The organism is Embleya hyalina (assembly GCF_003967355.1).
Taxonomy (GTDB): domain Bacteria; phylum Actinomycetota; class Actinomycetes; order Streptomycetales; family Streptomycetaceae; genus Embleya; species Embleya hyalina.
The window spans coordinates 1-19,532 of sequence record NZ_BIFH01000062.1; the positions used below are offsets into that span (position 1 = coordinate 1).

At 71.7% G+C, this 19,532-nt stretch carries 15 protein-coding genes; 4 read left to right on the forward strand and 11 right to left on the reverse strand.

Annotated elements, in window-relative coordinates; genetic code table 11:
* Window positions 1–34 precede the first annotated feature (34 nt).
* Together EMA17_RS49795 and EMA17_RS49800 are read right to left on the reverse strand one after the other, a co-directional pair.
* On the reverse strand, window positions 35–694 hold the full coding sequence (locus EMA17_RS49795) for an alpha-ketoglutarate-dependent dioxygenase AlkB family protein (protein WP_126643834.1): 660 nt from the start codon (window positions 692–694) through the stop codon (window positions 35–37).
* Between the two features lie 52 nt (window positions 695–746).
* Window positions 747–1,586, reverse strand: a complete 840-nt coding sequence (locus tag EMA17_RS49800) for an enoyl-CoA hydratase family protein (RefSeq protein ID WP_246127434.1) — start codon at window positions 1,584–1,586, stop codon at window positions 747–749.
* A gap of 375 nt (window positions 1,587–1,961) precedes the next feature.
* Between EMA17_RS49800 and EMA17_RS49805 the strand changes: the two genes are divergently transcribed.
* Together EMA17_RS49805 and EMA17_RS49810 are read left to right on the forward strand one after the other, a co-directional pair.
* Window positions 1,962–2,693, forward strand: a complete 732-nt coding sequence (locus EMA17_RS49805) for a response regulator transcription factor (RefSeq protein ID WP_126643865.1) — start codon at window positions 1,962–1,964, stop codon at window positions 2,691–2,693.
* Window positions 2,693–4,102, forward strand: coding sequence for a sensor histidine kinase (locus EMA17_RS49810; RefSeq protein ID WP_126643835.1), 1,410 nt, complete (start codon window positions 2,693–2,695; stop codon window positions 4,100–4,102). Before EMA17_RS49805 ends, EMA17_RS49810 begins: the two co-directional genes overlap by 1 nt.
* 83 nt (window positions 4,103–4,185) lie before the next feature.
* Here the strand turns inward: EMA17_RS49810 and EMA17_RS49815 are convergent, their stop codons facing one another.
* The 5 genes from EMA17_RS49815 to EMA17_RS49835 form a co-directional block, all read right to left on the reverse strand.
* On the reverse strand, window positions 4,186–4,494 hold the full coding sequence (locus EMA17_RS49815) for an antibiotic biosynthesis monooxygenase family protein (RefSeq protein WP_126643836.1): 309 nt from the start codon (window positions 4,492–4,494) through the stop codon (window positions 4,186–4,188).
* 146 nt (window positions 4,495–4,640) lie between these two features.
* Complete coding sequence (locus EMA17_RS49820; protein WP_126643837.1) at window positions 4,641–5,438, reverse strand: peptidase; 798 nt, start codon at window positions 5,436–5,438, stop codon at window positions 4,641–4,643.
* Complete coding sequence (locus EMA17_RS49825) at window positions 5,435–6,709, reverse strand: VWA domain-containing protein (RefSeq protein ID WP_246127436.1); 1,275 nt, start codon at window positions 6,707–6,709, stop codon at window positions 5,435–5,437. The genes EMA17_RS49820 and EMA17_RS49825 overlap by 4 nt, the downstream gene beginning before the upstream one ends.
* 67 nt (window positions 6,710–6,776) lie before the next feature.
* Window positions 6,777–8,972, reverse strand: coding sequence for an ArnT family glycosyltransferase (locus tag EMA17_RS49830; RefSeq protein WP_170222385.1), 2,196 nt, complete (start codon window positions 8,970–8,972; stop codon window positions 6,777–6,779).
* The gene (locus tag EMA17_RS49835) at window positions 8,969–10,282 is read right to left on the reverse strand and encodes a bifunctional glycosyltransferase family 2/GtrA family protein (protein ID WP_126643838.1); all 1,314 of its coding nucleotides are present in this window, start codon (window positions 10,280–10,282) and stop codon (window positions 8,969–8,971) included. The genes EMA17_RS49830 and EMA17_RS49835 overlap by 4 nt, the downstream gene beginning before the upstream one ends.
* A gap of 215 nt (window positions 10,283–10,497) precedes the next feature.
* On the opposite strand from EMA17_RS49835, the gene EMA17_RS49840 reads away from it, so the two are divergent.
* On the forward strand, window positions 10,498–11,394 hold the full coding sequence (locus EMA17_RS49840) for an alpha/beta fold hydrolase (protein WP_126643839.1): 897 nt from the start codon (window positions 10,498–10,500) through the stop codon (window positions 11,392–11,394).
* A gap of 79 nt (window positions 11,395–11,473) precedes the next feature.
* On the opposite strand, the gene EMA17_RS49845 is transcribed toward EMA17_RS49840, so the two are convergent.
* The 3 genes from EMA17_RS49845 to EMA17_RS49855 all read right to left on the reverse strand — a co-directional run bounded on the left by EMA17_RS49845 (window position 11,474) and on the right by EMA17_RS49855 (window position 14,381).
* Window positions 11,474–12,895 (reverse strand): selenium-binding protein SBP56-related protein, encoded by a 1,422-nt coding sequence (locus EMA17_RS49845; RefSeq protein WP_126643840.1) that lies wholly within the window; start codon window positions 12,893–12,895, stop codon window positions 11,474–11,476.
* A gap of 66 nt (window positions 12,896–12,961) precedes the next feature.
* Window positions 12,962–13,471, reverse strand: a complete 510-nt coding sequence (locus EMA17_RS49850) for a hypothetical protein (RefSeq protein WP_126643841.1) — start codon at window positions 13,469–13,471, stop codon at window positions 12,962–12,964.
* A 118-nt stretch (window positions 13,472–13,589) separates the two neighbouring features.
* Window positions 13,590–14,381, reverse strand: coding sequence for a dioxygenase family protein (locus EMA17_RS49855; RefSeq protein WP_126643842.1), 792 nt, complete (start codon window positions 14,379–14,381; stop codon window positions 13,590–13,592).
* A 126-nt stretch (window positions 14,382–14,507) separates the two neighbouring features.
* Between EMA17_RS49855 and hrpA the strand changes: the two genes are divergently transcribed.
* Window positions 14,508–18,461 carry an ATP-dependent RNA helicase HrpA gene (gene hrpA, locus EMA17_RS49860; RefSeq protein WP_126643843.1) on the forward strand — a complete coding sequence of 1,318 codons (3,954 nt, stop codon included), beginning with the start codon at window positions 14,508–14,510 and terminating at the stop codon, window positions 18,459–18,461.
* A 51-nt stretch (window positions 18,462–18,512) separates the two neighbouring features.
* Here the strand turns inward: hrpA and EMA17_RS49865 are convergent, their stop codons facing one another.
* Window positions 18,513–18,803 (reverse strand): YiaA/YiaB family inner membrane protein, encoded by a 291-nt coding sequence (locus EMA17_RS49865; protein ID WP_246127438.1) that lies wholly within the window; start codon window positions 18,801–18,803, stop codon window positions 18,513–18,515.
* Window positions 18,804–19,532: the final 729 nt, after the last annotated feature.

A 19,532-nucleotide genomic window follows, 5' to 3' on the forward strand; every position in this document is an offset into this window, starting at 1 on the left:
CCCAACCCCACCGCCCGACCGTCCACCCCGCCCGCTACCGGCTCGGCCGTCGGCCCGAGGCTCGGATCGTGATGTTCAGGCGGCCGCCCGCCAGGCCCGTTGCCGGGTTGCCTGTGGTCGGGCGGATTCTTGGTACTCCGTGGTAGGCGAGTCGGGACGGGCCGCCGAAGGCGATCAGGTCGCCGCCGTGGAGGTCCACGTCCGTCCATGGGCGGGTGCGGGTCTCGGTGTTGCCGAAGCGGAACACGCACCTGTCGCCGATGCTCAGCGACACCACCGGGGCCGGGGACGCCTCGTCCGCGTCGCGATGCAGGCCCATCGTCGCCCCGGCGTCGTAGTGGTTGACCAGGCCGATGTCGTACGGGTCCGGCGGGACCGACCCATACACGTCGGCCACCGCCCGCCGGGCCAGCGCGCCGAGCAGTGCCGGGAACGGCTTGACCGGTGTGCCGTCCGGTAGGAACTCGCTGTAGTGGTACGGCTCCCAGTGCAGCCCGAGGCACACGGTGCGCACGCTCATCACCCCGCCGGAGGGCATCACCACGTGCCGCATGCCGGCCGGCGGCGCGGCCCAGGAGCGAGCCGCGACCACCAACTCCCGCTGCTCGTCCAGCGAAAGCCAGTTCGGCACGTGCCAGGCCCCGGGAGCGAGTTCGACCCGCTCCCGGGGCACCGGGAAGAGTTCGCCGGTCACGTCGCGGCAACTCCCGATCGGCCGTACATGGTTGCGCGTCGCGCAGGGTCCGTCACCGTCCCGCTTTCCCCTCGCTCACCCACTTCGGCTCCCGCTTCTCCCGAAACGCCGCCATCCCCTCCGTCGCGTCGGCCGAGGCGAACAGTTCGGCCGAGCGCCGGGCCAACTCCCGCCCGTCCCGGTCGAAACCGGCCTGGAGCGCGCCGATCGTCAACTTCTTCGACTCGATCAGCCCCTGCCGCGAGCACAGCCGGAACGACGCGACCAGCGCCGCCACCGCCTCGTCCGCGCCCTCGGGGCCGTCCACCGCGCGGGTGAGCAGGCCGATCCGCTCCGCCTCGGCGCCGTCGAACACGTCGCCGGTGAGGTAGTACCGCGACACCGACCGCGGATCCATCCGCGGCGCGGTGGTCAGCGAGATCACCGCCGGGCTGAGCCCGAGCCGCGCCTCGGTAAACGCGAAGGTGGCCTGCGCCGGCGCGATCGCCAGGTCCGCCGCGCCGACCAGGCCGATTCCCCCGGCGCGCGCGTTGCCGCGCAGGTGTGCGACCACCGGGACCGGCACCTCGACCACCAGGCGCAGCAGCGCGAGCAGTTGCTCCGCGCCCTGGGCCATCCCGCCCGCCGCCGCCTCGCGCAGGTCCATGCCCGAACAGAACGTCGGCCCGGTGTGGGTGAGCACCACCGCCCGGACCCGCTCGTCCACGCCCGCCTCGGCGAGGTGGTGGCGCAGTCGGGCGACCAGGCGGGCGGACAGCGCGTTGCGGTTGGCGGGCGAGTCGAGGGTGATGGTCGCGATGCCGTCGTCCAGGGTCATCCGGACCGGATCGTCGGTCGGGTGCGGGTGGCCGGGCTCGTCGTCCAGGCTCGTGCGTACCGGCTCGGGCTCCACGGTTTACCTCCGGGTTCGGGGCGGTCGGCGCGGGGACTCGGGGGTGGCCCGGACCGCGCGCCCGGTGCCGCGTATGTTGCCGGTCGCGGCACCCGCGTGTGTCGTCGGCCCCCCGTTCGGCCGACCGAGGACGTCACCTCGATCGGCGCGGGCGAGGGCCCGCCGCGATTCCATGATCCTCACACGCGAGGGGCTGCTTCGATCGAACCGCGTCGCGTTCATGTTCCTTTCATGTCGAGCGCGCACATTGGCACGACACGCTTTGTACCGAGTCCACACGGAGGGTGTCCGCGTGCGACCGTGGGGCGACCCGGAGTAACCGGATCCCCCGGGATCCGCCGCCGAATGAAGGAGTCGCCCGCCATGACGCCCGCCATGACGCCCGCCGCCGACACCGGAACGCCGCCGCACATTCTCGTCGTGGACGACGAACCCGCCGTCCGCGAGGCCCTCGAATCCAGCCTGCGCTTCGAGGGATACCGGGTCACCCTCGCCGACGAGGGGGTGGCCGCGCTCACCGCGATCGCGGGCGACGCGCCGGACCTGGTGCTGCTCGACGTGTTGATGCCCCGCATGGACGGGCTGACCGCGTGCCGCCGGCTGCGCGCCCGGGGCGACACGCTCCCGGTACTGATGCTCACCGCGCGCGACGCGGTCGGCGACCGGGTCACCGGGCTCGACGCGGGCGCGGACGACTACCTGGTCAAGCCGTTCGAGCTGGACGAACTGCTGGCCCGGGTACGCGCGCTGCTGCGCCGCAGCGCGATGGCCGGGGCGCGCGAGGAGGCCCGGGACGACGCGCTCGCCTACGCCGACCTGCGGATGGACACCGCCTCGCGCGAGGTCACCCGCGCCGGCCGGGCGATCGACCTGACCCGCACCGAATACACCCTGCTCGAACTGTTGCTCACCCACCCGCGCCAGGTGCTGACCCGGGAGCAGATCCTGCACAACGTATGGGGGTTCGACTTCGAACCCGCGTCCAATTCGCTCGACGTGTACGTGATGTACCTGCGGCGCAAGACCGAGGCCGGCGGCCTGCCCCGGCTCGTGCACACCGTTCGCGGCGTCGGCTACGTCCTGCGCACCGCGGAGGCGCCGTCCTGATGAACCGTCACCTGCCGCTGCGCGCCCGCCTGGCGCTGCTCACCGCGCTCGCCGTCGCCCTCGCGGTCGCGGCGGCGGCGGTCACCTGCTGGGTGCTGACCCGCAATCAGCTGCGCGAGCAGATGGACCGGACCCTGGCCACCACCGGGACACCGTTCCTGAACCCGCGCGGCGGCCAGGCGACGACCATCGCGGACATCTGTCTGCGTCCCGCGCCGCCGTTCCAGCGCGGCCTGTTGACGTATCAGGTGGTGCGCGGCGACGGCTGGTCCTGCACCCAGCAGGGCAGCAGCGCGGTGCCGGTCAGTCCGGTCCCGGTGACCGAGGACGACAAGGCGGTGGCGGCGGACACGTCGGGCACGAAGAAGGTCGTCTTCCACGACGCCACCACCAAGAGCGGGCAGCACGTGCGGGTGATGACGCAGCACGTCAGCCGGGACACCGCGGTGTCCGTGTCCCGGCCGCTCGACGAGATCGAGAGTTCGCTGGACAGCCTGGCCACGTGGCTCGTCGCGGTGAGCGCGATCGGCATCCTGGGCGCGGCCACACTGGGCCTGCTGGTCGCCCGGGCGGCGCTCAAGCCGGTGGACCGGCTCACCGAGGCGGCCGAACACGTGGCCCGCACCGAGGACCTGGACACGGTGATCCCGGTCGCGGGCAAGGACGAGATCGCCCGCCTGGGGCGCTCGTTCAACGCGATGACGGCCTCGCTCAAGGCGTCCCGGCTGCGCCAGCAGCGGCTGATCGCCGACGCGGGGCACGAACTGCGCACTCCGCTCACCTCGTTGCGGACCAACACCGACCTGCTGCTGCGCAGCGAACAGACCGGCCGTTCGATCCCGCCCGCCGACAAGGAACGCCTGCTGCACAACGTGAAGGCGCAACTGGTCGAACTCTCCGACCTGGTCGGCGATCTGCTGCTGCTGGCCCGCCCGGATCACGTGGCCGGCCAGCCGCCGGCCGAGGCCGCCGCGCTGCACACCGCGGTCGAACGCGCGGCGGAGCGGGCCCGGTTGCGGGCGCCCGACGCGCGGATCGAGGTGGACGTCAGCCCGTGGTACGTGCGCGGCGAGCCGGCCGCGCTGGAGCGGGCGGTGGTCAATCTGCTGGACAACGCGCTCAAGTTCGGCGGCCCGGAGGGGGTCGTGACGGTCCGGCTCGCGGACGGCCGCCTCACCGTGCGCGACCACGGCCCGGGCGTCGCCGCCGCCGACGCCCCGTACGTGTTCGAACGTTTCTGGCGCGCGCCCGCCGCCCGCGGCCTGCCCGGGTCCGGCCTGGGCCTGTCCATCGTCGCCCGAACGGTGGCCGACGGCGGCGGCACGGTGACCCTGGAGCCGGCCGCCGACGGCCCGGGCACGATCGCCACGATCCACCTGCCGGGCACCCGGGACACGCCGCCGGGCTGAGCCAGCCGAAACACACCGGGACCCCCGCCCCGACGCACGGGGACAGGGGTCTCGGGGACGGACCGGGCGACCGGCTGCCCGGCTCAGCCCTCGTCGGCCGGCGTCAGGTCGCTCTCGTAGTGCACGATCGTCGGCGGCACCGCGAAGAACTCGCCGACGATGCCGCGCCACTGCGGGAACAGCTCCGACTCGCGGAAGCCGACCGTGTGCGCCTCCAGCGTCTCCCAGCCGATCAGCAGCAGGTACGAGGTGGGCGACTCGACCTGGCGCACCAGCCGGGCCCAGCGGAAGCCGGCCGACTTCGCGACCACCTCGCGCCCGCGCAGGAACGCGGCCTCGAATTCGGCCTCGCGGCCGGCGGTGACGGTGATGTCCGCGTGTTCGATGATCATGATGGCTCCCTGCGTCGTCGGATCGGGGTCCGGCTCGGATTCGGTGTCGGCACGACTGTCGAATCATGGCGAACCGCCCCGGCGCGGGGTGCGCCGGGGCGGTTCGCCACGCGGTGACGCGGCCGGGATCACCGGGATCGGCCGGATCAGCTGAACCAGTGCCGCTTCTTCCGGGTGAGCTGGTAGCCCAGGATCCCGAACACGACCGCGACGAAGGTCGCCATCGCGGTCCAGAACCACCGCGCGTTCGGACCGTCCATCCAGTCCCACTGGTACCAGTGGTCCTCTTCCTGGTCCCACGCGACCGACCGGGTGTCCGCGGTCTGCCCGCTCTTGAGCACCGCGCCCGCCTTGCTGATCGGCACCAGCGGATCGGCCAGCTTGCGGTCCGAGGTCGGCACCTGGTCGTCGCCGTCCTCGGTGTCCACCCGCACCGCCACCTTGACCGCGGCGCCCGCGTCCAGGTCGGGTACGTCCATCGCGGCGATCCGGACGAAGTACATCCCCGGCAGCGGGTCGGTCGACCACGGCTCGGCCCAGTCCCGCACCACGCGCGGAACGCACGTGAGCGCGAGCTTGGTGTCGCTCTTCTGCGCGGTGGCGACCTGCTTGCCCTCGACACACGGCTGGCGCCGACGCAGGCCGTCGTAGATCTCGATCCGGTAGGTCACCGGACCGGTGCGGGCGTTGCCGGACGCCAGGTCGAGGTCGACCTTGGCGTGGATCTCCTTGCCCGCCTTGGCCGGGAACTGCCAGTACAGGTATTCGCCCTGGGACGCCGACCAGCGCGCGTCCTGGCCGAGCTTGAGCGTGCCCGCGGCCAGGAACGTGGTCCCCGGCGGCACGTCCTGGTCGGCCGCCGCCGCGCCCGCGAACAGCGTCACCCCGACGAACGCCGCGGCGACCGCCGCGAGCGCCCGCCTCATCGTACGGATCGCCGTCATGACATCGCCTTCCCGAGAGCCTTGAACGCGCGGCGCAGCCAGCCGGCCAACAGGCCCGAGATCAGGCCGAATCCGGCGAGCACGCCCAGGAACACCCAACCGCGGCCCAGGCCGTGCACGTTGGCCGCCTTGCTGTCGGTGGCCTTGACCAGGTCCACCGTCAACTCCAGCGGCAGACCGGGCTTGGTGGCCACGTTCGGCTGCGCGGCGAACGCGTTGGTGACGACCAGGCAGACCGTCTTCGTCTTCGCGTGGTCGTTGTCCGTCTTGTACGGGTAGCGGAACCCGGCGGACTGCACATCCGTACGGCCGTTGCCCGCACCGGCGTTGCCGACCAACTCGCGGCCGTCCTCGCCGAACGCGGTGACCGTCACGTCGTAGTCCCGCGCCACCTTGCGGTCGGCGCCGACGGTCGCGGTGGCCCGCAACTCCTGGTTCGGCTTGACCGGGACCTTGTACCACAGGTGTTGGCCGAACTCCTCGCGGTCGCTGTACACCCCGGGCGCGAGCAACGGGGCGTCCTGGCAACCGTTCGGGCTGCCCTTGACCGGAGCGGGCGTCTCGTCCACCTCGCGCACCGCGCGCTTGACGATCTGCTGGACCTTCTGCGACAGCTCGTCGGCGTTCAGCACCGAGGTGTACGTACCACCGGTGGCCTCGGCGATGCAGGACAGCTGCCGGCGGGTGTTCTCGTCGGGCACCAGACCGAGGGTGTCCACCACGAGGTTGAGGCCGGAGGCGGCCAACTCGCGGGCCACGTCGCACGGGTCGGGCGGCGCGCAGGTCTCCTCGCCGTCGGTGATCAGCACGATGCGCCGGGTACCGGTGCCGGTGCCGAGGTCCTTGGCGGCCTCGCGCAGGGACAGCGCGATCGGCGTCCAGCCGGTCGGCTGCAACTTGGCGATCTCGTTCTTGATCACGACCTTGTTGGGTCTGCCGACCGGGGCCAACTGCTGGGTGTCGACGCATCCCTTGGCCTTGTCGTTGCCCGGGTACGTCGCACCCAGCACCCGGACGCCGAAGTCGGCGGGTTCCGGGACGCCGTCCACGACCTCGTTGAAGGCCTTCTTCGCCGCGTCGATGCGGGTCATCCCGCCGGCGTCGTTGGCCTTCATCGAGCCGCTCACGTCGAGGATCAACTCGACCTTCGGTGGCGGCGCGGTCGAATTCGTCTCGTCGGCCATCGCGGACGGCGCGGAACCGCCCACGACAGCCAAGGTCGTCAGCAGGCCGATCAACCCGGCCCCGACCTTTCGCATCTTGATCGTCACGGGGAGGGATCCTACGGATCATCCGGGCCCGCCGTTTGCCGCACGCGGCAGGTCGATTGACAACCCGTCAGGCGGTTGGTGACGATTCGTCGGGAACGTTCCCCTCCGGCGCGGTCAGGTCGTAGAGGGTGACCCCGTCGACGGTGGTCGCGGTGAACGTGCGCTCGACCCAGGTCGCGATCTCCTGCGCGGTGTTGCTGCCGCCCATGCTGCGCATCCCGCCGAAGCCGCCGCCGATGAAGTAGTGGATCCGGCCGTTTCGCACCAGCTTGCGGAATTCGTCCAAGGTCGGTGACGGGTCGCTGCCGTTGAAGCCGCCGATGGGCATCACCGGCTCGCCGGTGGCCAGTTGATAGCCGGAGGCGCTGTTCGAGCCGACGGAGGCGGCCACCCAGGTGTAGCGGCCGGCATCCCGCTTCAGCGCCGCGACGACCTCCTTGCCCGGCGTGCTGCCGTTGAGCAGGCCGCCCATGCCGCCACCGCCCGCGCCGCCGGCGGGTCGGCGCGCCGTGCCCCCTCCGTCCTGCGGGGCGGTGCCGTCGCCCGGGCGTTGCCCCCGGGTACGGCCGGTGCCGTCGGGAGCGCCCGGGAACACCTGCGCACCCGCGCCGGGTTGCCCGCCGGGCGCCTGGCCGCCCGGCACCCGACCGGGCGCCTGACCCGGCGCCTGTCCGGGCGGCACGCCCGGGAAGCCCCGCGGCCCACCGTCGCCCCCGGGACCTCCGGGGCCGCCCGGGAAGCCGCGCCCGAAGCCCGCCCCCGCCGGACCCGCGCTCGGGATCGACCCGCGCTGTGCCGTGGTCGCGGTGGCCCAGGTGTAGGCCGCCGGCCCGGCCAGCAGCGCCACCGCGGACACCCCGGCCGCCACCGGCGCCAGCCCGCGCACCGCGGTGAGCGTGACGGCGAACACACCCAGCGCGCCGACGACTCCGCCGATCAGCACGGCGTGCCGCAACCACGGATGCCAGTCCGGCGTACGGTCCAGCAGGTGGTACGACCACCACGCGCTCACCGCCACGGTGAGCGCCGCGACCGCCGCCGCCCGCAACACCCGGCGCCGCTCCCACAACAACGCGGCGCCCATCGCGACCAGCGCCGCGATCGCCGGCGCGAGGGCGATCGTGTAGTAGGCGTGGAAGATGCCCGCCATATAGCTGAACGTCAGCGCGGTGCCCAGCAGCCACCCGCCCCACAACACGATCGCCGCCCGGCCGGGGTCGGTGCGCGGCGCCCGACGGGTCGACCACAGGCCCACCACCAGCAGGATCAGCGCGGCGGGCAACAACCACGAGATCTGGCCGCCCATTTCGGGGTTGAACATGCGGTCCCAGCCGGTGGCGCCCCAGCCGCCGCCCCGAGGCCCGCCGCCACCCACGCTGCCGGTCTCGTCGCCGTTGAGCCGACCGAGTCCGTTGTAGCCCAGGGTCAGTTCGAGGATCGAGTTGTGCTGGGAGCCGCCGATGTAGGGGCGCGAGGATTCCGGCCACAGTTCCACGATCGCGATCCACCACCCACCCGCGACCAGCAACGCCAGCCCCGACCAGAGCAGTTGTCGCACCCGTCGCCAAAAGCCCACCGGCGCCAGCACCAGGTACACCGCCGCGAGCACGGGCACGACCAGGAACGCCTGGAGCATCTTGGCCAGGAACCCGAACCCCACGCCGGCCCCGGCCAGCACCAACCAGCGGGTGGCGCCGCTCTCTTGCGCCCGCAGGACCGCGTAGGCGGCGACGGTGAGCAGCAGGACCAGCAGCGCGTCCGGGTTGTTGAACCGGAACATCAGCGCCGCGACCGGTGTGAGCGCCAGCACGGCCCCGCCCAACAGGCCGGCCCAGGCCGGGAATCGGCGCCGGATCGCGAGATACAGCACACCGACCGTGGCCACACCCTCCAGCGCCTGCGGGATCAGGATGCTCCACGCGTTGACGCCGAAGATCCGGGCGGACAGGCCCATCACCCACAGCGCCGCCGGCGTCTTGTCGACGGTGATCGAGTTGCCCGCGTCGGAGGAGCCGAAGAAGAACGCCTTCCAGCTCTCGGTGCCCGCCTGAACGGCCGCCGCGTAGAACGAGTTGGCCCACCCGGAGGCGCCCAGGCCCCAGATGTAGAGCAGGCCGGTGCCGACGAGCAGTGCGAGCAGCGCGGGGCGCACCCACGGCGCGTCCGCCTCTCGTCCGCGCACCAGGCGGACGTACCAGGGTCGATCGACCGTGCCCCCGACTCCGGGAGCGGGGATCGGCAGCGGAACCACCACGGCGGTCATGCGTCCTCCTCACGAGACGTGCTCTTGGCCGCGCCGGCCGACGTGATGGAAATCACCGAGGCCGTCGACGCGTTCGGGCCTGTCGCGCCGGCCGCGGCCGGGCCGGGGGGTGGATCCGAGGCGGGTGCGGCCGACGGGTGGCGGGTGCGGAAGACCCAGACCCGCAGCAGCAGGAAGCGCACGACGGTGGCGACCACTCCGGCGCCGACCAGCGCGGCCGACTCGAGCGTTCGGGACGGATCCGCGACGGCGGCGTGCAATCCGGCCAGCACGGCGCTGCTCAGACCCAGGCCGACGACGAACGCCAGGCCGCCCTGGGCCTGATGGCGCCAGGCACCGGCGCGCCCGCGTACCCCGAAGGTGAAGCGCCGATTGGCCGCCGTGTTGGCGATCGTGGTGACGGTCAGCGCGAGGGCGTTCGCGGCGAGCGCGTTCAGGCCGTCCCGAAGCAGGACGTACAGCAACAGATGGGCCAGCGTGCTGAGTACGCCGATCGTCGCGAAGCGCGGGAGTTGGGCGCGCATCCCGGTGGGCAGCCGCGCCTCGCGCACCCGGGCCGGGACCGGGACGCGAAACGTGCCGGCCGCGATCCGCCGGGCGACGCGGGCCATGCCGCGCAGATCGTCGATCGCGGTGTGCAACACGTCGACCCGGCTGTCCGGATCGTCGACCCAGTCCACCGGGACCTCGTGGATCCGCAGCCCGTTGCGCTCGGCCAGCAGCAGGAGTTCGGTGTCGAAGAACCACTCCTCGTCGTGCACGTGCGGCAGCAGCGCGTGGGCGACCACGGTGCGCGCGGCCTTGAAGCCGCACTGGGCGTCGGAGAAGCGCGCCGCGAACACCCCGCGCAGCAGCAGGTTGTACGACCGCGAGACCACCTCCCGGCGCGGCCCGCGCACCACGTCGGCCGAGCGGGCGAGGCGGGTGCCGATCGCCAGATCGCTGTGCCCGGTGACCAACGGCGCGATCAGCGGCAGGAACGCGTCCAGGTCGGTGGACAGATCGACGTCCATGTAGGCCACCACGTCGGCGTCGGACTCGGTCCAGACCTTGCGCAGCGCTCGGCCGCGTCCCTTGCGGTCCAGGTGGACGGCGCGGACGTGCGGGAGTTCGCGCGCCAACTCGCGCGCCACCGCGTGGGTGCGGTCGGTGCTGGCGTTGTCCGCGACGATGATCCGGAAGGCGTACGGGAAGCCGCGCAGGAGGTAGGCGTGCAGGCGCCGGATGCTCGCGGTCAGCACGTGCGCCTCGTTGTACACGGGCACCACCACGTCCACGATCCGGGTGCGCGTGGGTGTCGTCAGGCTCATGGTCGGACGGTGTCGGGGCGGCCTGGGAGCAGGATGAGGCGTTTCTTAAGGTGCGATGAGAATCGCGCGAACGCGAGCATGTCGCGGGCCGGGCCCGGATGTGGCCGAGGGGGGACTGGCGCGGGACGTGCGTGGGATGCGAATCTCGCGTACCGAGACGCCTATGCTGCCGATCGGAAGACCGGCACGGCGCGACACATCGATCCGGAGGTCGGATGAACACCTCGGCGGGCAGATCAGTCGGCGCGGACTCCCCGCAACCGTTCGTGGAGGCGGCCGAGATCACGGCCGGCGGCTGGGTCTTCAACGCCCGCGTGGCCGGACCGGCGGCCGGGCGGCCGGTGTTGTTCCTGCACGGCTTCCCGCAGACCTCCGCCTCCTGGACCGCGCAACTGCTCGGCCTGGCCCGGGCCGGCCACCGGGCGATCGCCTTCGACCAGCGCGGCTACTCGCCGGGGGCCCGGCCGCCGCAGGAATCGGCCTACGGGCGCGACGAGTTGGTCGGCGACGTGCTCGCCGTACTGGACACCCTGGGCCTGGACCGGGTGGACCTGGTCGGGCACGACTGGGGTGGCGCGCTGGCGTGGCAGGTCGCGGGGCTGGCGCCGGAGCGGTTGCACACGCTGACGGTGGTCTCCACGCCGCATCCGGTCGCGCTGGCCGCGGCGGTCCGGGACGAGACCTCCGGACAGCGCGAACAGTCCTCGTACATCCGGCTTTTCCGCACGCGCGGCGCGGCCGAGGAGAAGCTGCTCGCCGACGACGCGGCCTATCTGCGCGCGTTGTTCGCCTCCCTGCCCGCCGAGATCGCCGAACGCCACCTCGCGGTGCTGCGCGAACCGGGCGCGCTCACGGGCGCGTTGAACTGGTACCGGGCGATCGACCCGAAGGTCCTGCGCGACATCGGCGACATCGACACCCCGACCCTGTACGTCTGGAGCGACCGGGACGAGGCCTTCGGCCGCACCGCGGCGGAGGCCACCGTCGACTCGGTCACCGGCCCGTACCGCTTCGAGGTGCTCCGGGACGTGGACCACTGGGTCCCGGAGAACGGCGCGAAGGCCCTGACCGGTCTGCTGCTGGAGCACTTGGCGGCGTTCCCGGCGCGGTGAGGCGACCGTGCGCGGGCGGGCGGCGGCCGTCACGACGAACGGCGCCCGCCCACCCGCGCCGGGTGGGCGGGACGCGGGTTCAGGGCCGGGGATCCGAGGGGTGGCAGTAGGAGTCGGACGAGGCGTCGCCGCCCTGGAGCCGGGTCTGGTGCACCCGTCGGCCGCGGAACTCCTCACCGTGCGGGAAGAAGCGCTCGTCGACCGACAGGCCGCCGTGCGCGGTGTCCGCGTCGAGCTTGACCAGCCACGGCTCGACACCGTCCGGGTAGAACTGGTCGTCCCACGAGCCGTACAGCGAGTTGGTCAGATAGACCCGCCGTCCGTCCCGGCTGATCTCGACCATCTGCGGCCCGCCGGTGAGCGGGACCTCGGGCGCCCGGGGGTGCGGCACCCGACCGGCGATGCCGCCCAGCCGGACGGACGCGGTGCGCCGGGGGCGGAACGGGTCGGCGACGTCGTACTGGATCAACTCACCGGTCCCCCAGGCCGATATGTACAACCAGCGGTCGTCGACCGACAGGTTGATGTCGGTGATCAGCGGCGGCACGGCACCGAACGGCCGGATCACCGGCGGGAGTCGATCCGGCTCGGCGGCCTCGGCGGGGATCGTGATCACCTTTCGGACGGCGAACTCGTCGCCGTCGCGGTGCCACAACCACACCGACGCCGACAGGTCCGTCACGTCCACCACGACGCCGACGAATCCCCAGGTCGCCCGCGGATCGTGGGCCGGACGCAGCTCCAGCACCATCTGGTGTCGATCGCCCAGGTCCAGCCGCTGGAGGTGCCGGCCGGAGTGCAGTTCCCAAAAGTGCAGCGCGTGGCCGTAGCGCCGGCCGAGCAGCAGTTCGGCGTCGACGCCGTTCTCGATCATCGAGGGGGTGCCCCACTCGCTGGTCACCGCGACGTCGTGGTTCAGGTGCCACCACACGTCGTACGCCAGGTGTTGGGGGCCGCGGTCGCTCTCCCAGGCCCGCCGCACCTCGAACGTGTCGTGATCGAGCAGGGCGACACCACCGGGCCCGTCGGCTCCGCCCGCACCGCCCAGGCAGGACAGGAAGACGCCGTCGGGACCGCAGTGCAGCGTGTGCGGGCGCGAATAGCCCGCCCGGTCGGCGAGTTCCTTGGCCTCGATGGTCTTCAGGAGGGTCGGACGGGTCGGATCGGGCCGGGTGTCGAACACGTGCAGGCGCGAGGAACGCAGTCCGGGCGCGAGCAGGTAGCGCCGTTCGGGATGCTCGTGGCAGGCGTGCGCGAGGGCGCTGGAGCAGGCGTTCCAGCCGAAGTGGTGCAGTTCGTCCCCGGTGCCGCTCACCTCGACCAGACTCAACACCCGCCCGTACGAGGGGGACTCCGGGTCGGTATCGACGGTGAACAACGCGTCGGGGCGCTGCTCGGTGCGGTCGAAGCCGACGATGTAGGCGAGTTTCTCCGGGGGCGCGGCGATCGCGTCCTCCGGTGTGCGGTAGAGAGTGGGGTCACCGTGCTCGGTCTCGGTCATGCCTTCTCTCCTCGGTTCATACGTCGAAGATGGACACGCAATTCCTCGGCGGGGGCGGACTCTCCCTCACTCCTCCCACAGGCCCGCCACCGTCAGGCCCGGGTCGATGTCGGCGAGCGCGCTGGTGGGGTCGAGGGTGGGCAGGACGCGGTGGGTGGCGGCGGCGTGCGCGTAGACGAGCAGCAGGTCCTCGGCGGTCCAGCGGACCGAGGGCCAGACCGCGTCGCGGCCGGGACTCAGTCGGGTCAGGCGGGTGTGGAACTCGTCGAGCTCGGCCGGGTTGGTGAAGCTCCGGGCGGCCTCGATCGCATCGCGATCGGTGCGCAGCAGGGCGTGTGTGGGCACCACGGGGACGCGCATCACCGCGTCGGGATCGCCGTCCGACATGCCCATGCCGCGCGCGACGCGGTGCAGCGCCGAGGCCATCAACAGCGCGACCAGCAACCCGCTGTCCTCGCGCACTCCCCCGGACGGGAAGAACCTCGCGTCCCAGAAGTGTTGTTCGGCGTTCAGGTGCTCGCGCACGAGCATGCAGCCGACGCCCACGCAGCTCTGCGGCAGGGTTCTGGCAGCCATGCCGCTACGGTACGGCTCCGGTGGCGCGCCGTGGCGCGCTTTCGGTTATTTACGACAAGGGCCTCTTTATGGTGTTGGCGAGCCGTACGACCATCACCCTCGGGCCGCCCCTCCCGGCTCAGCCCAGCTGGATCGATCGTTTCGACAGCCCGAACCAGAAGCCGTCGATCACCTGGCGCAGCGTGTCCAGGTCCTCGTGTCCGGCGCCGAGCGAGACGAACAGCGGGGCCAGGTGCTCGGTGCGCGGGTGGGCCAGGCGCGCGGCCGGCGCCTTGTGCGCGAAGTCGAGCAGCGCGTCCAGGTCGCCCGCGCGAAACGCCTCGTCGCCCCAGTGGTCGAACTCGGCCGACCACCCCGGCACCGGCGCCTCGGCCCGGGGATCCAGGCCGCGCAGGTTGTGCGTGAAGAAGCCGCTGCCGACGATCAGCACCCCCTCGTCGCGCAGGTCGGCGAGCCGGCGCCCGACCCGGAACAGCTCCACGGGGTCGAGCGTGGGCAGCGACATCTGCAGGACGGGTACGTCGGCGTCGGGATACATCTCCACCAGGGGCACGTAGGCGCCGTGGTCGAGGCCGCGCTCGGGCGCGTCGCGCACGTCCGGCCCGAGCAGCGCCCGCACCCGCTCCGCCAGCCGGGGCGCGCCGGGGGCGGGGTAGGCGACCCGGTAGTAGTGCTCGGGGAAGCCGCCGAAGTCGTACACGAGCGGGACGGTGCGGGTGGCCCCCAGCGCGATCGGGGCGTCCTCCCAGTGCGCGGACACCATCAGCACGGCCGTGGGCCGGGGCAGGTCGGCGGACCACGCGGCCAGCTGGCCGGTCCACAACGCGTCGTCCGCGAGCGGCGGCGCGCCGTGACCGAGATAGACGACGGGCATACGCGACACGGCGGGCCGCGACGAGGTGGTCTCCATACGACCAGAATACCAAGTAGTTCTATGTTCAACAATTGACCCGGCAGAAGGAACGACACCCCGAACGCCGTCGGGAGTAATCCACTGGCCGTCGCCCCCGGGGTGCCACTTATCCTTGACCCCGTAATGGGAACGCCAGTAGCCACATCTCAGCTCGCCGACCTCCAGGCGCGCCTGCCCCACCTGATGCTTCGGGATCAGGACCGTCTGCGCCGTCGCCTCGACCGGACCCGCAAGAGCCGCAAGGGCCCGCAGCAGGTCGCCGAGACCGAGAGCCTGATCGCCGCGTTCGACGCCGCCGAGACACGGGTCGCGAACCGGCGCGCCGCCGTGCCCACGATCGGCTACCCCGAGGCGCTGCCGGTCAGCCAAAAGAAGGACGACATCCTCGCCGCGATCCGCGACCACCAGGTCGTGATCGTCGCGGGCGAGACCGGCTCGGGCAAGACCACCCAGATCCCGAAGATCTGTCTGGAGCTGGGCCGGGGCGTCCAGGGCCTGATCGGCCACACCCAGCCGCGCCGGATCGCCGCACGCACGGTCGGCGACCGCATCGCCGAGGAGCTGGGCGGACAACTCGGCGACGTGGTCGGCTACAAGGTCCGCTTCAACGACCAGTCGAGCGATCACACCCTGGTCAAGCTGATGACCGACGGCATCCTGCTCGCCGAGGTGCAGAACGACCGGTTGCTGCGCCAATACGACACGCTGATCATCGACGAGGCGCACGAACGCAGCCTCAACATCGACTTCCTGCTCGGCTACCTCAAACAGCTGCTGCCGCGCCGCCCCGACCTCAAGGTGATCATCACCTCGGCGACGATCGACCCCGAGCGCTTCTCGCAGCACTTCGACGACGCGCCGATCATCGAGGTCTCCGGCCGTACCTACCCGGTCGAGGTGCGCTATCGCCCGCTGGTCGCGGAGGTCGACGAGGACGAGGACGACGAGGAGGGCGGCGGGAAGCGCCGACCCGACGACCGCGACCAGGTCCAGGCGATCGGCGACGCGGTCGACGAACTGCTCGGCGAGGCGTCCGGCGACATCCTGGTCTTCCTCAGCGGCGAGCGCGAGATCCGGGACACCGCAGAGGCGCTGAACAAACGCCGGCTGCGCGACACCGAGGTGCTGCCCCTGTACGCCCGGCTGTCCGCGGCCGAGCAACATCGGGTCTTCCAGCAGCACACCGGCCGGCGGATCGTGCTCGCGACCAACGTCGCGGAGACCTCGCTGACCGTGCCGGGCATCAAGTACGTGATCGACCCGGGCACCGCGCGCATCTCCCGCTACAGCCTGCGCACCAAGGTGCAGCGGCTGCCGATCGAGGCCGTCTCGCAGGCCTCGGCCAATCAGCGCAAGGGCCGCAGCGGGCGCACCTCCGACGGCATCTGCATCCGGCTGTACTCCGAGGAGGACTTCGAGTCGCGGCCCGAATTCACCGATCCGGAGATCCTGCGCACCAACCTGGCCTCGGTCATCCTGCAGATGACCGCGCTCGGCCTGGGCGACATCGCCGCGTTCCCGTTCGTGGAGCCGCCGGATCGGCGCAACATCAAGGACGGCGTACAACTGCTCCAGGAGCTGGGCGCGCTCGACCCCGACGAGCCGGACGTGCGCAAGCGGCTGACCCCGATCGGGCGCAAGTTGTCCCAGCTGCCGGTGGACCCGCGCCTGGCCCGGATGATCCTGGAGGCGGACCGCATCGGCGTGGTCCGCGAGGTGCTGATCATCGCCTCCGCGCTGTCCATCCAGGACCCGCGCGAGCGGCCCACCGAGCACCAGCAGCACGCCGACCAGTTGCACGCGCGGTTCGCGGACAAGGAGTCCGACTTCCTCGCGTATCTCAACCTGTGGAACTACATCAGGGAACAGCGCGACGAGCTGTCCTCCAGCCGGTTCCGCAAGATGTGCAAGAGCGAGTTCCTGCACTATCTGCGCATACGCGAATGGCAGGACCTGCACAGCCAGTTGCGCTCCGCCGCCAAGTCGCTGGGGATCGAGGCGACCGGCGAGCCGAAGGAGCCGAACACCCAGCACATCCACACCGCGATCCTGTCCGGTCTGCTCTCGCACATCGGCCTGATGGACCCGGCCAAGCGCGAGTACGGCGGCGCGCGCGGCACCCGCTTCTCGGTCTTCCCCGGCTCGGCGCTGTTCAAGAAGCCGCCGCGGTGGGTGATGGCCGCCGAACTCGTCGAGACCTCCCGGCTGTGGGCCCGGATCGCCGGCCGGATCGAGCCGGAGTGGATCGAACCGCTGGCCGGGCACCTGATCAAGCGCACCTACAGCGAGCCGCACTGGGAACAGAAGATGGCCGCGGTGATGGCCTTCGAGAAGGTCACGCTCTACGGCGTGCCGATCGTGGCCGCGCGCAAGGTCGGCTACGGCAAGGTCGATCCGGAGCTGTCGCGCGAACTGTTCATCCGGCACGCCCTGGTGGAGGGCGACTGGCGCACGCACCACAAGTTCTTCGCGGCCAACCGGCGACTGCTCGCCGACGTCGAGGAGCTGGAACACCGGGCCCGGCGACGGGACATCATGGTCGACGACGAGACCCTGTTCGACTTCTACGACGAGCGGGTCCCGGCCGACGTGGTCTCCGGGCGGCACTTCGACGGGTGGTGGAAGAAGGCCCACCGCACCGATCCGGACCTGCTGAGCTTCGAGAAGTCCATGCTGATCAACGCCAAGGCCGGCGGGATCACCGAGGAGGACTACCCGAACACGTGGGTCGAGGAGGGTCTGGAGCTGGCGCTGACCTACCAGTTCGAACCCGGCTCGAACGCCGACGGGGTGACCGCGCACATCCCGGTCGCGGTGCTCAACCAGCTCTCCGGCGAGGGCTTCGAGTGGCAGATCCCGGGGCTGCGCGAGGAGTTGGTGACCTCCTACATCCGGTCCCTGCCCAAGGGCATCCGGCGCGGCTTCGTGCCGGCGCCGGACTACGCGCGGGCGATCCTGGCCCGCCTGACCCCGCGCCGGGGCTCCCTGGTGGACGGCCTGGAGCGGGAGTTGAGCCGGATGGCCGGGATGCCGGTCAAGCGGGAGGGCTGGGACCTCGCGAAGGTGCCCGAGCATCTGCGGATGACCTTCCGGGTGCTCGACGACGACCGGCGCGTGCTCGCCGAGGGCAAGGATCTGGACGCGCTGAAGCTGAAGCTGCGCGAGCGCATGCGGGCGGCGGTGTCCGAGGCGGCGAGCACGCTGGACATCGAGCGCGCCGGCGTCACCACGTGGGATCTGGGCGAGTTGCCGCGCGTGGTCGAGCAGCGGCGCGGGCCGCTGGTGGTCAAGGCGTATCCGGCGCTGGTCGACGAGGGCGGCTCGGTGGCGGTGCGGCTGTTCGACAGCGAACCGGAGCAGTCGCGCGCGATGCGGGACGGGACGCGGCGCCTGGTGTTGCTCAACGTGCAGTCGCCGGTCAAGCAGATCCAGGGCCGACTGCCCAACATGGCCAAGCTGACGCTCAGTCACAACCCGCACGGGGGCATCGATCCGCTCTTCGAGGACATCCTCGCGTGCGCGGCGGACATGCTGATCCGGGACGCGGGCGGGCCGGTGTGGGACGAGCCGGGCTTCGTACGGCTGCGCGATCGGGTCAAGGCGGGGCTGCCCCGGCTGACCGAGGACACGGTGGTCAAGGTCGAGCGCATCCTGGGCGCCTCCCACGGCGTGGCCGGGCGGCTGAAGGCGACCCGCAGTCCGGCGCTGGCCCCGGCGCTGGCCGACCTGAAGGCGCAGTACACGGCGCTGGTGCACAAGGGCTTCGTGACCGAGGCGGGGTGGCGCCGGTTGCCCGACGTGCACCGCTATCTGCAGGCGATGGAGCGCCGGTTGCAGCGGCTGGAGGCGGACCCGGTGCGGGATCGCGAGCGCATGCAGAAGGTCCATCAGATCCAGGCGGCGTACCGGGACTTGATGGACCATCAGGCAAAGGGTGCGCCGATTCCGGCCGAGGTGGCGGCGGTGCGCTGGCAGATCGAGGAGTTGCGGGTGAGCTATTTCGCCCAGTCGCTCGGCACCCCGCAGCCGGTGTCGGACAAGCGGATCCTGAAGACGATCGAGGAACTGGGCGGGTAGCGGCGGGCGGTGCGGCGGGCCCGGGGAGCCTCGGGCACCGCCGGCCCGCGTTCAGACCAGGTCGTTCTTGAACAGGTCGTGGTCGGTCAGCAACTTCTCCAGGCGCGCCTGGTCGACCCGGCTGACCACGGCCTCGCTCTCCTGCCGGTCCCGGACCACCTTGGCGAGCGTGATGCTGGAGGTCACCACGTAGAGCACGCCGATTCCGAGGAAGGCCCGGATCCAGCGGTCGACCGGGAGATAGACGATCCCGATCAGGACCGCGCTCACGGACACCCCGAAGGACAGTGCGGCCTGAACGAAGAACCCTTGGGTGTTGTTGGTGCGCAGCGGCGAAGTCATGACGACAGTTTTGGGCCGAACGGGCGTTGCGCACATGAGTAGGCGTACTCAAGTGGCACGGCCCCCGGCGGTGGGCCGGGGGCCTCGAAGGGTGCGGAATCACGTCGAGCGTGCGAGTGAACCGCCTGTCGGGATCAGGCCGCCCGCCACCGGACGTAGTTGTCGCCCGCCTTCGCCGAGCAGACCATCGGCGTGCCCTTGACGGTGAAGCCACGGGCGCCGAGCGGTGAACAGAACGCGCCGGGGTGAACCGAACCGACCTGTCCGGAACCGGGTTTCGGCGGATCCTTCTTCGGTGGGTCCTTCTTCGGTGGGTCCTGCTTGGGCGGGTCCTGCTTGGGCGGGTCCTTCCTCGGTGGATCCGCTCGAGGTGGATCCTGCCCGGGTGGATCCACCACGACCGGCTCCGGGGCCGGCGGGGCCTCGGCCTTCGGCGGTGCAGTGGTCGGTGCCGACGTCGGTGGTGCCGAGGTCGGCGGCGCGGACGAGGACGGCGCGATCGTCGCCGACGCGCTCGTCGAGGCGACCGGGGTCGGCGTAGCGGTCGCGCCGACCGAGGTGCGCGTGGGAATCGGGCGAGCCGACCCCTTGTCGTCCTCGGTACACCCAGAGATCACCGTCAGCGCCAGTAGTGCGGCCACCCCCGCCGCCCACCGACCCGTTCCACGCCTCGGGCGCGTGGTTCGTGCGTTCTTCGAAAACCCGGGCACGGCACGAGAGGAAACCCGT

Excerpts from the sequence above, each read along its gene's own strand:
- EMA17_RS49805 (WP_126643865.1), top strand. The coding sequence starts at position 1,962 with ATGACGCCCGCCGCCGACACCGGAACGCCGCCGCACATTCTCGTCGTG.
- EMA17_RS49810 (WP_126643835.1), top strand. The coding sequence starts at position 2,693 with ATGAACCGTCACCTGCCGCTGCGCGCCCGCCTGGCGCTGCTCACCGCG.
- EMA17_RS49815 (WP_126643836.1), bottom strand. The coding sequence starts at position 4,494 with ATGATCATCGAACACGCGGACATCACCGTCACCGCCGGCCGCGAGGCC.
- EMA17_RS49820 (WP_126643837.1), bottom strand. The coding sequence starts at position 5,438 with ATGACGGCGATCCGTACGATGAGGCGGGCGCTCGCGGCGGTCGCCGCG.
- EMA17_RS49830 (WP_170222385.1), bottom strand. The coding sequence starts at position 8,972 with ATGACCGCCGTGGTGGTTCCGCTGCCGATCCCCGCTCCCGGAGTCGGG.
- EMA17_RS49835 (WP_126643838.1), bottom strand. The coding sequence starts at position 10,282 with ATGAGCCTGACGACACCCACGCGCACCCGGATCGTGGACGTGGTGGTG.
- EMA17_RS49840 (WP_126643839.1), top strand. The coding sequence starts at position 10,498 with ATGAACACCTCGGCGGGCAGATCAGTCGGCGCGGACTCCCCGCAACCG.
- EMA17_RS49845 (WP_126643840.1), bottom strand. The coding sequence starts at position 12,895 with ATGACCGAGACCGAGCACGGTGACCCCACTCTCTACCGCACACCGGAG.
- EMA17_RS49850 (WP_126643841.1), bottom strand. The coding sequence starts at position 13,471 with ATGGCTGCCAGAACCCTGCCGCAGAGCTGCGTGGGCGTCGGCTGCATG.
- EMA17_RS49855 (WP_126643842.1), bottom strand. The coding sequence starts at position 14,381 with ATGGAGACCACCTCGTCGCGGCCCGCCGTGTCGCGTATGCCCGTCGTC.
- hrpA (WP_126643843.1), top strand. The coding sequence starts at position 14,508 with ATGGGAACGCCAGTAGCCACATCTCAGCTCGCCGACCTCCAGGCGCGC.
- EMA17_RS49865 (WP_246127438.1), bottom strand. The coding sequence starts at position 18,803 with ATGACTTCGCCGCTGCGCACCAACAACACCCAAGGGTTCTTCGTTCAG.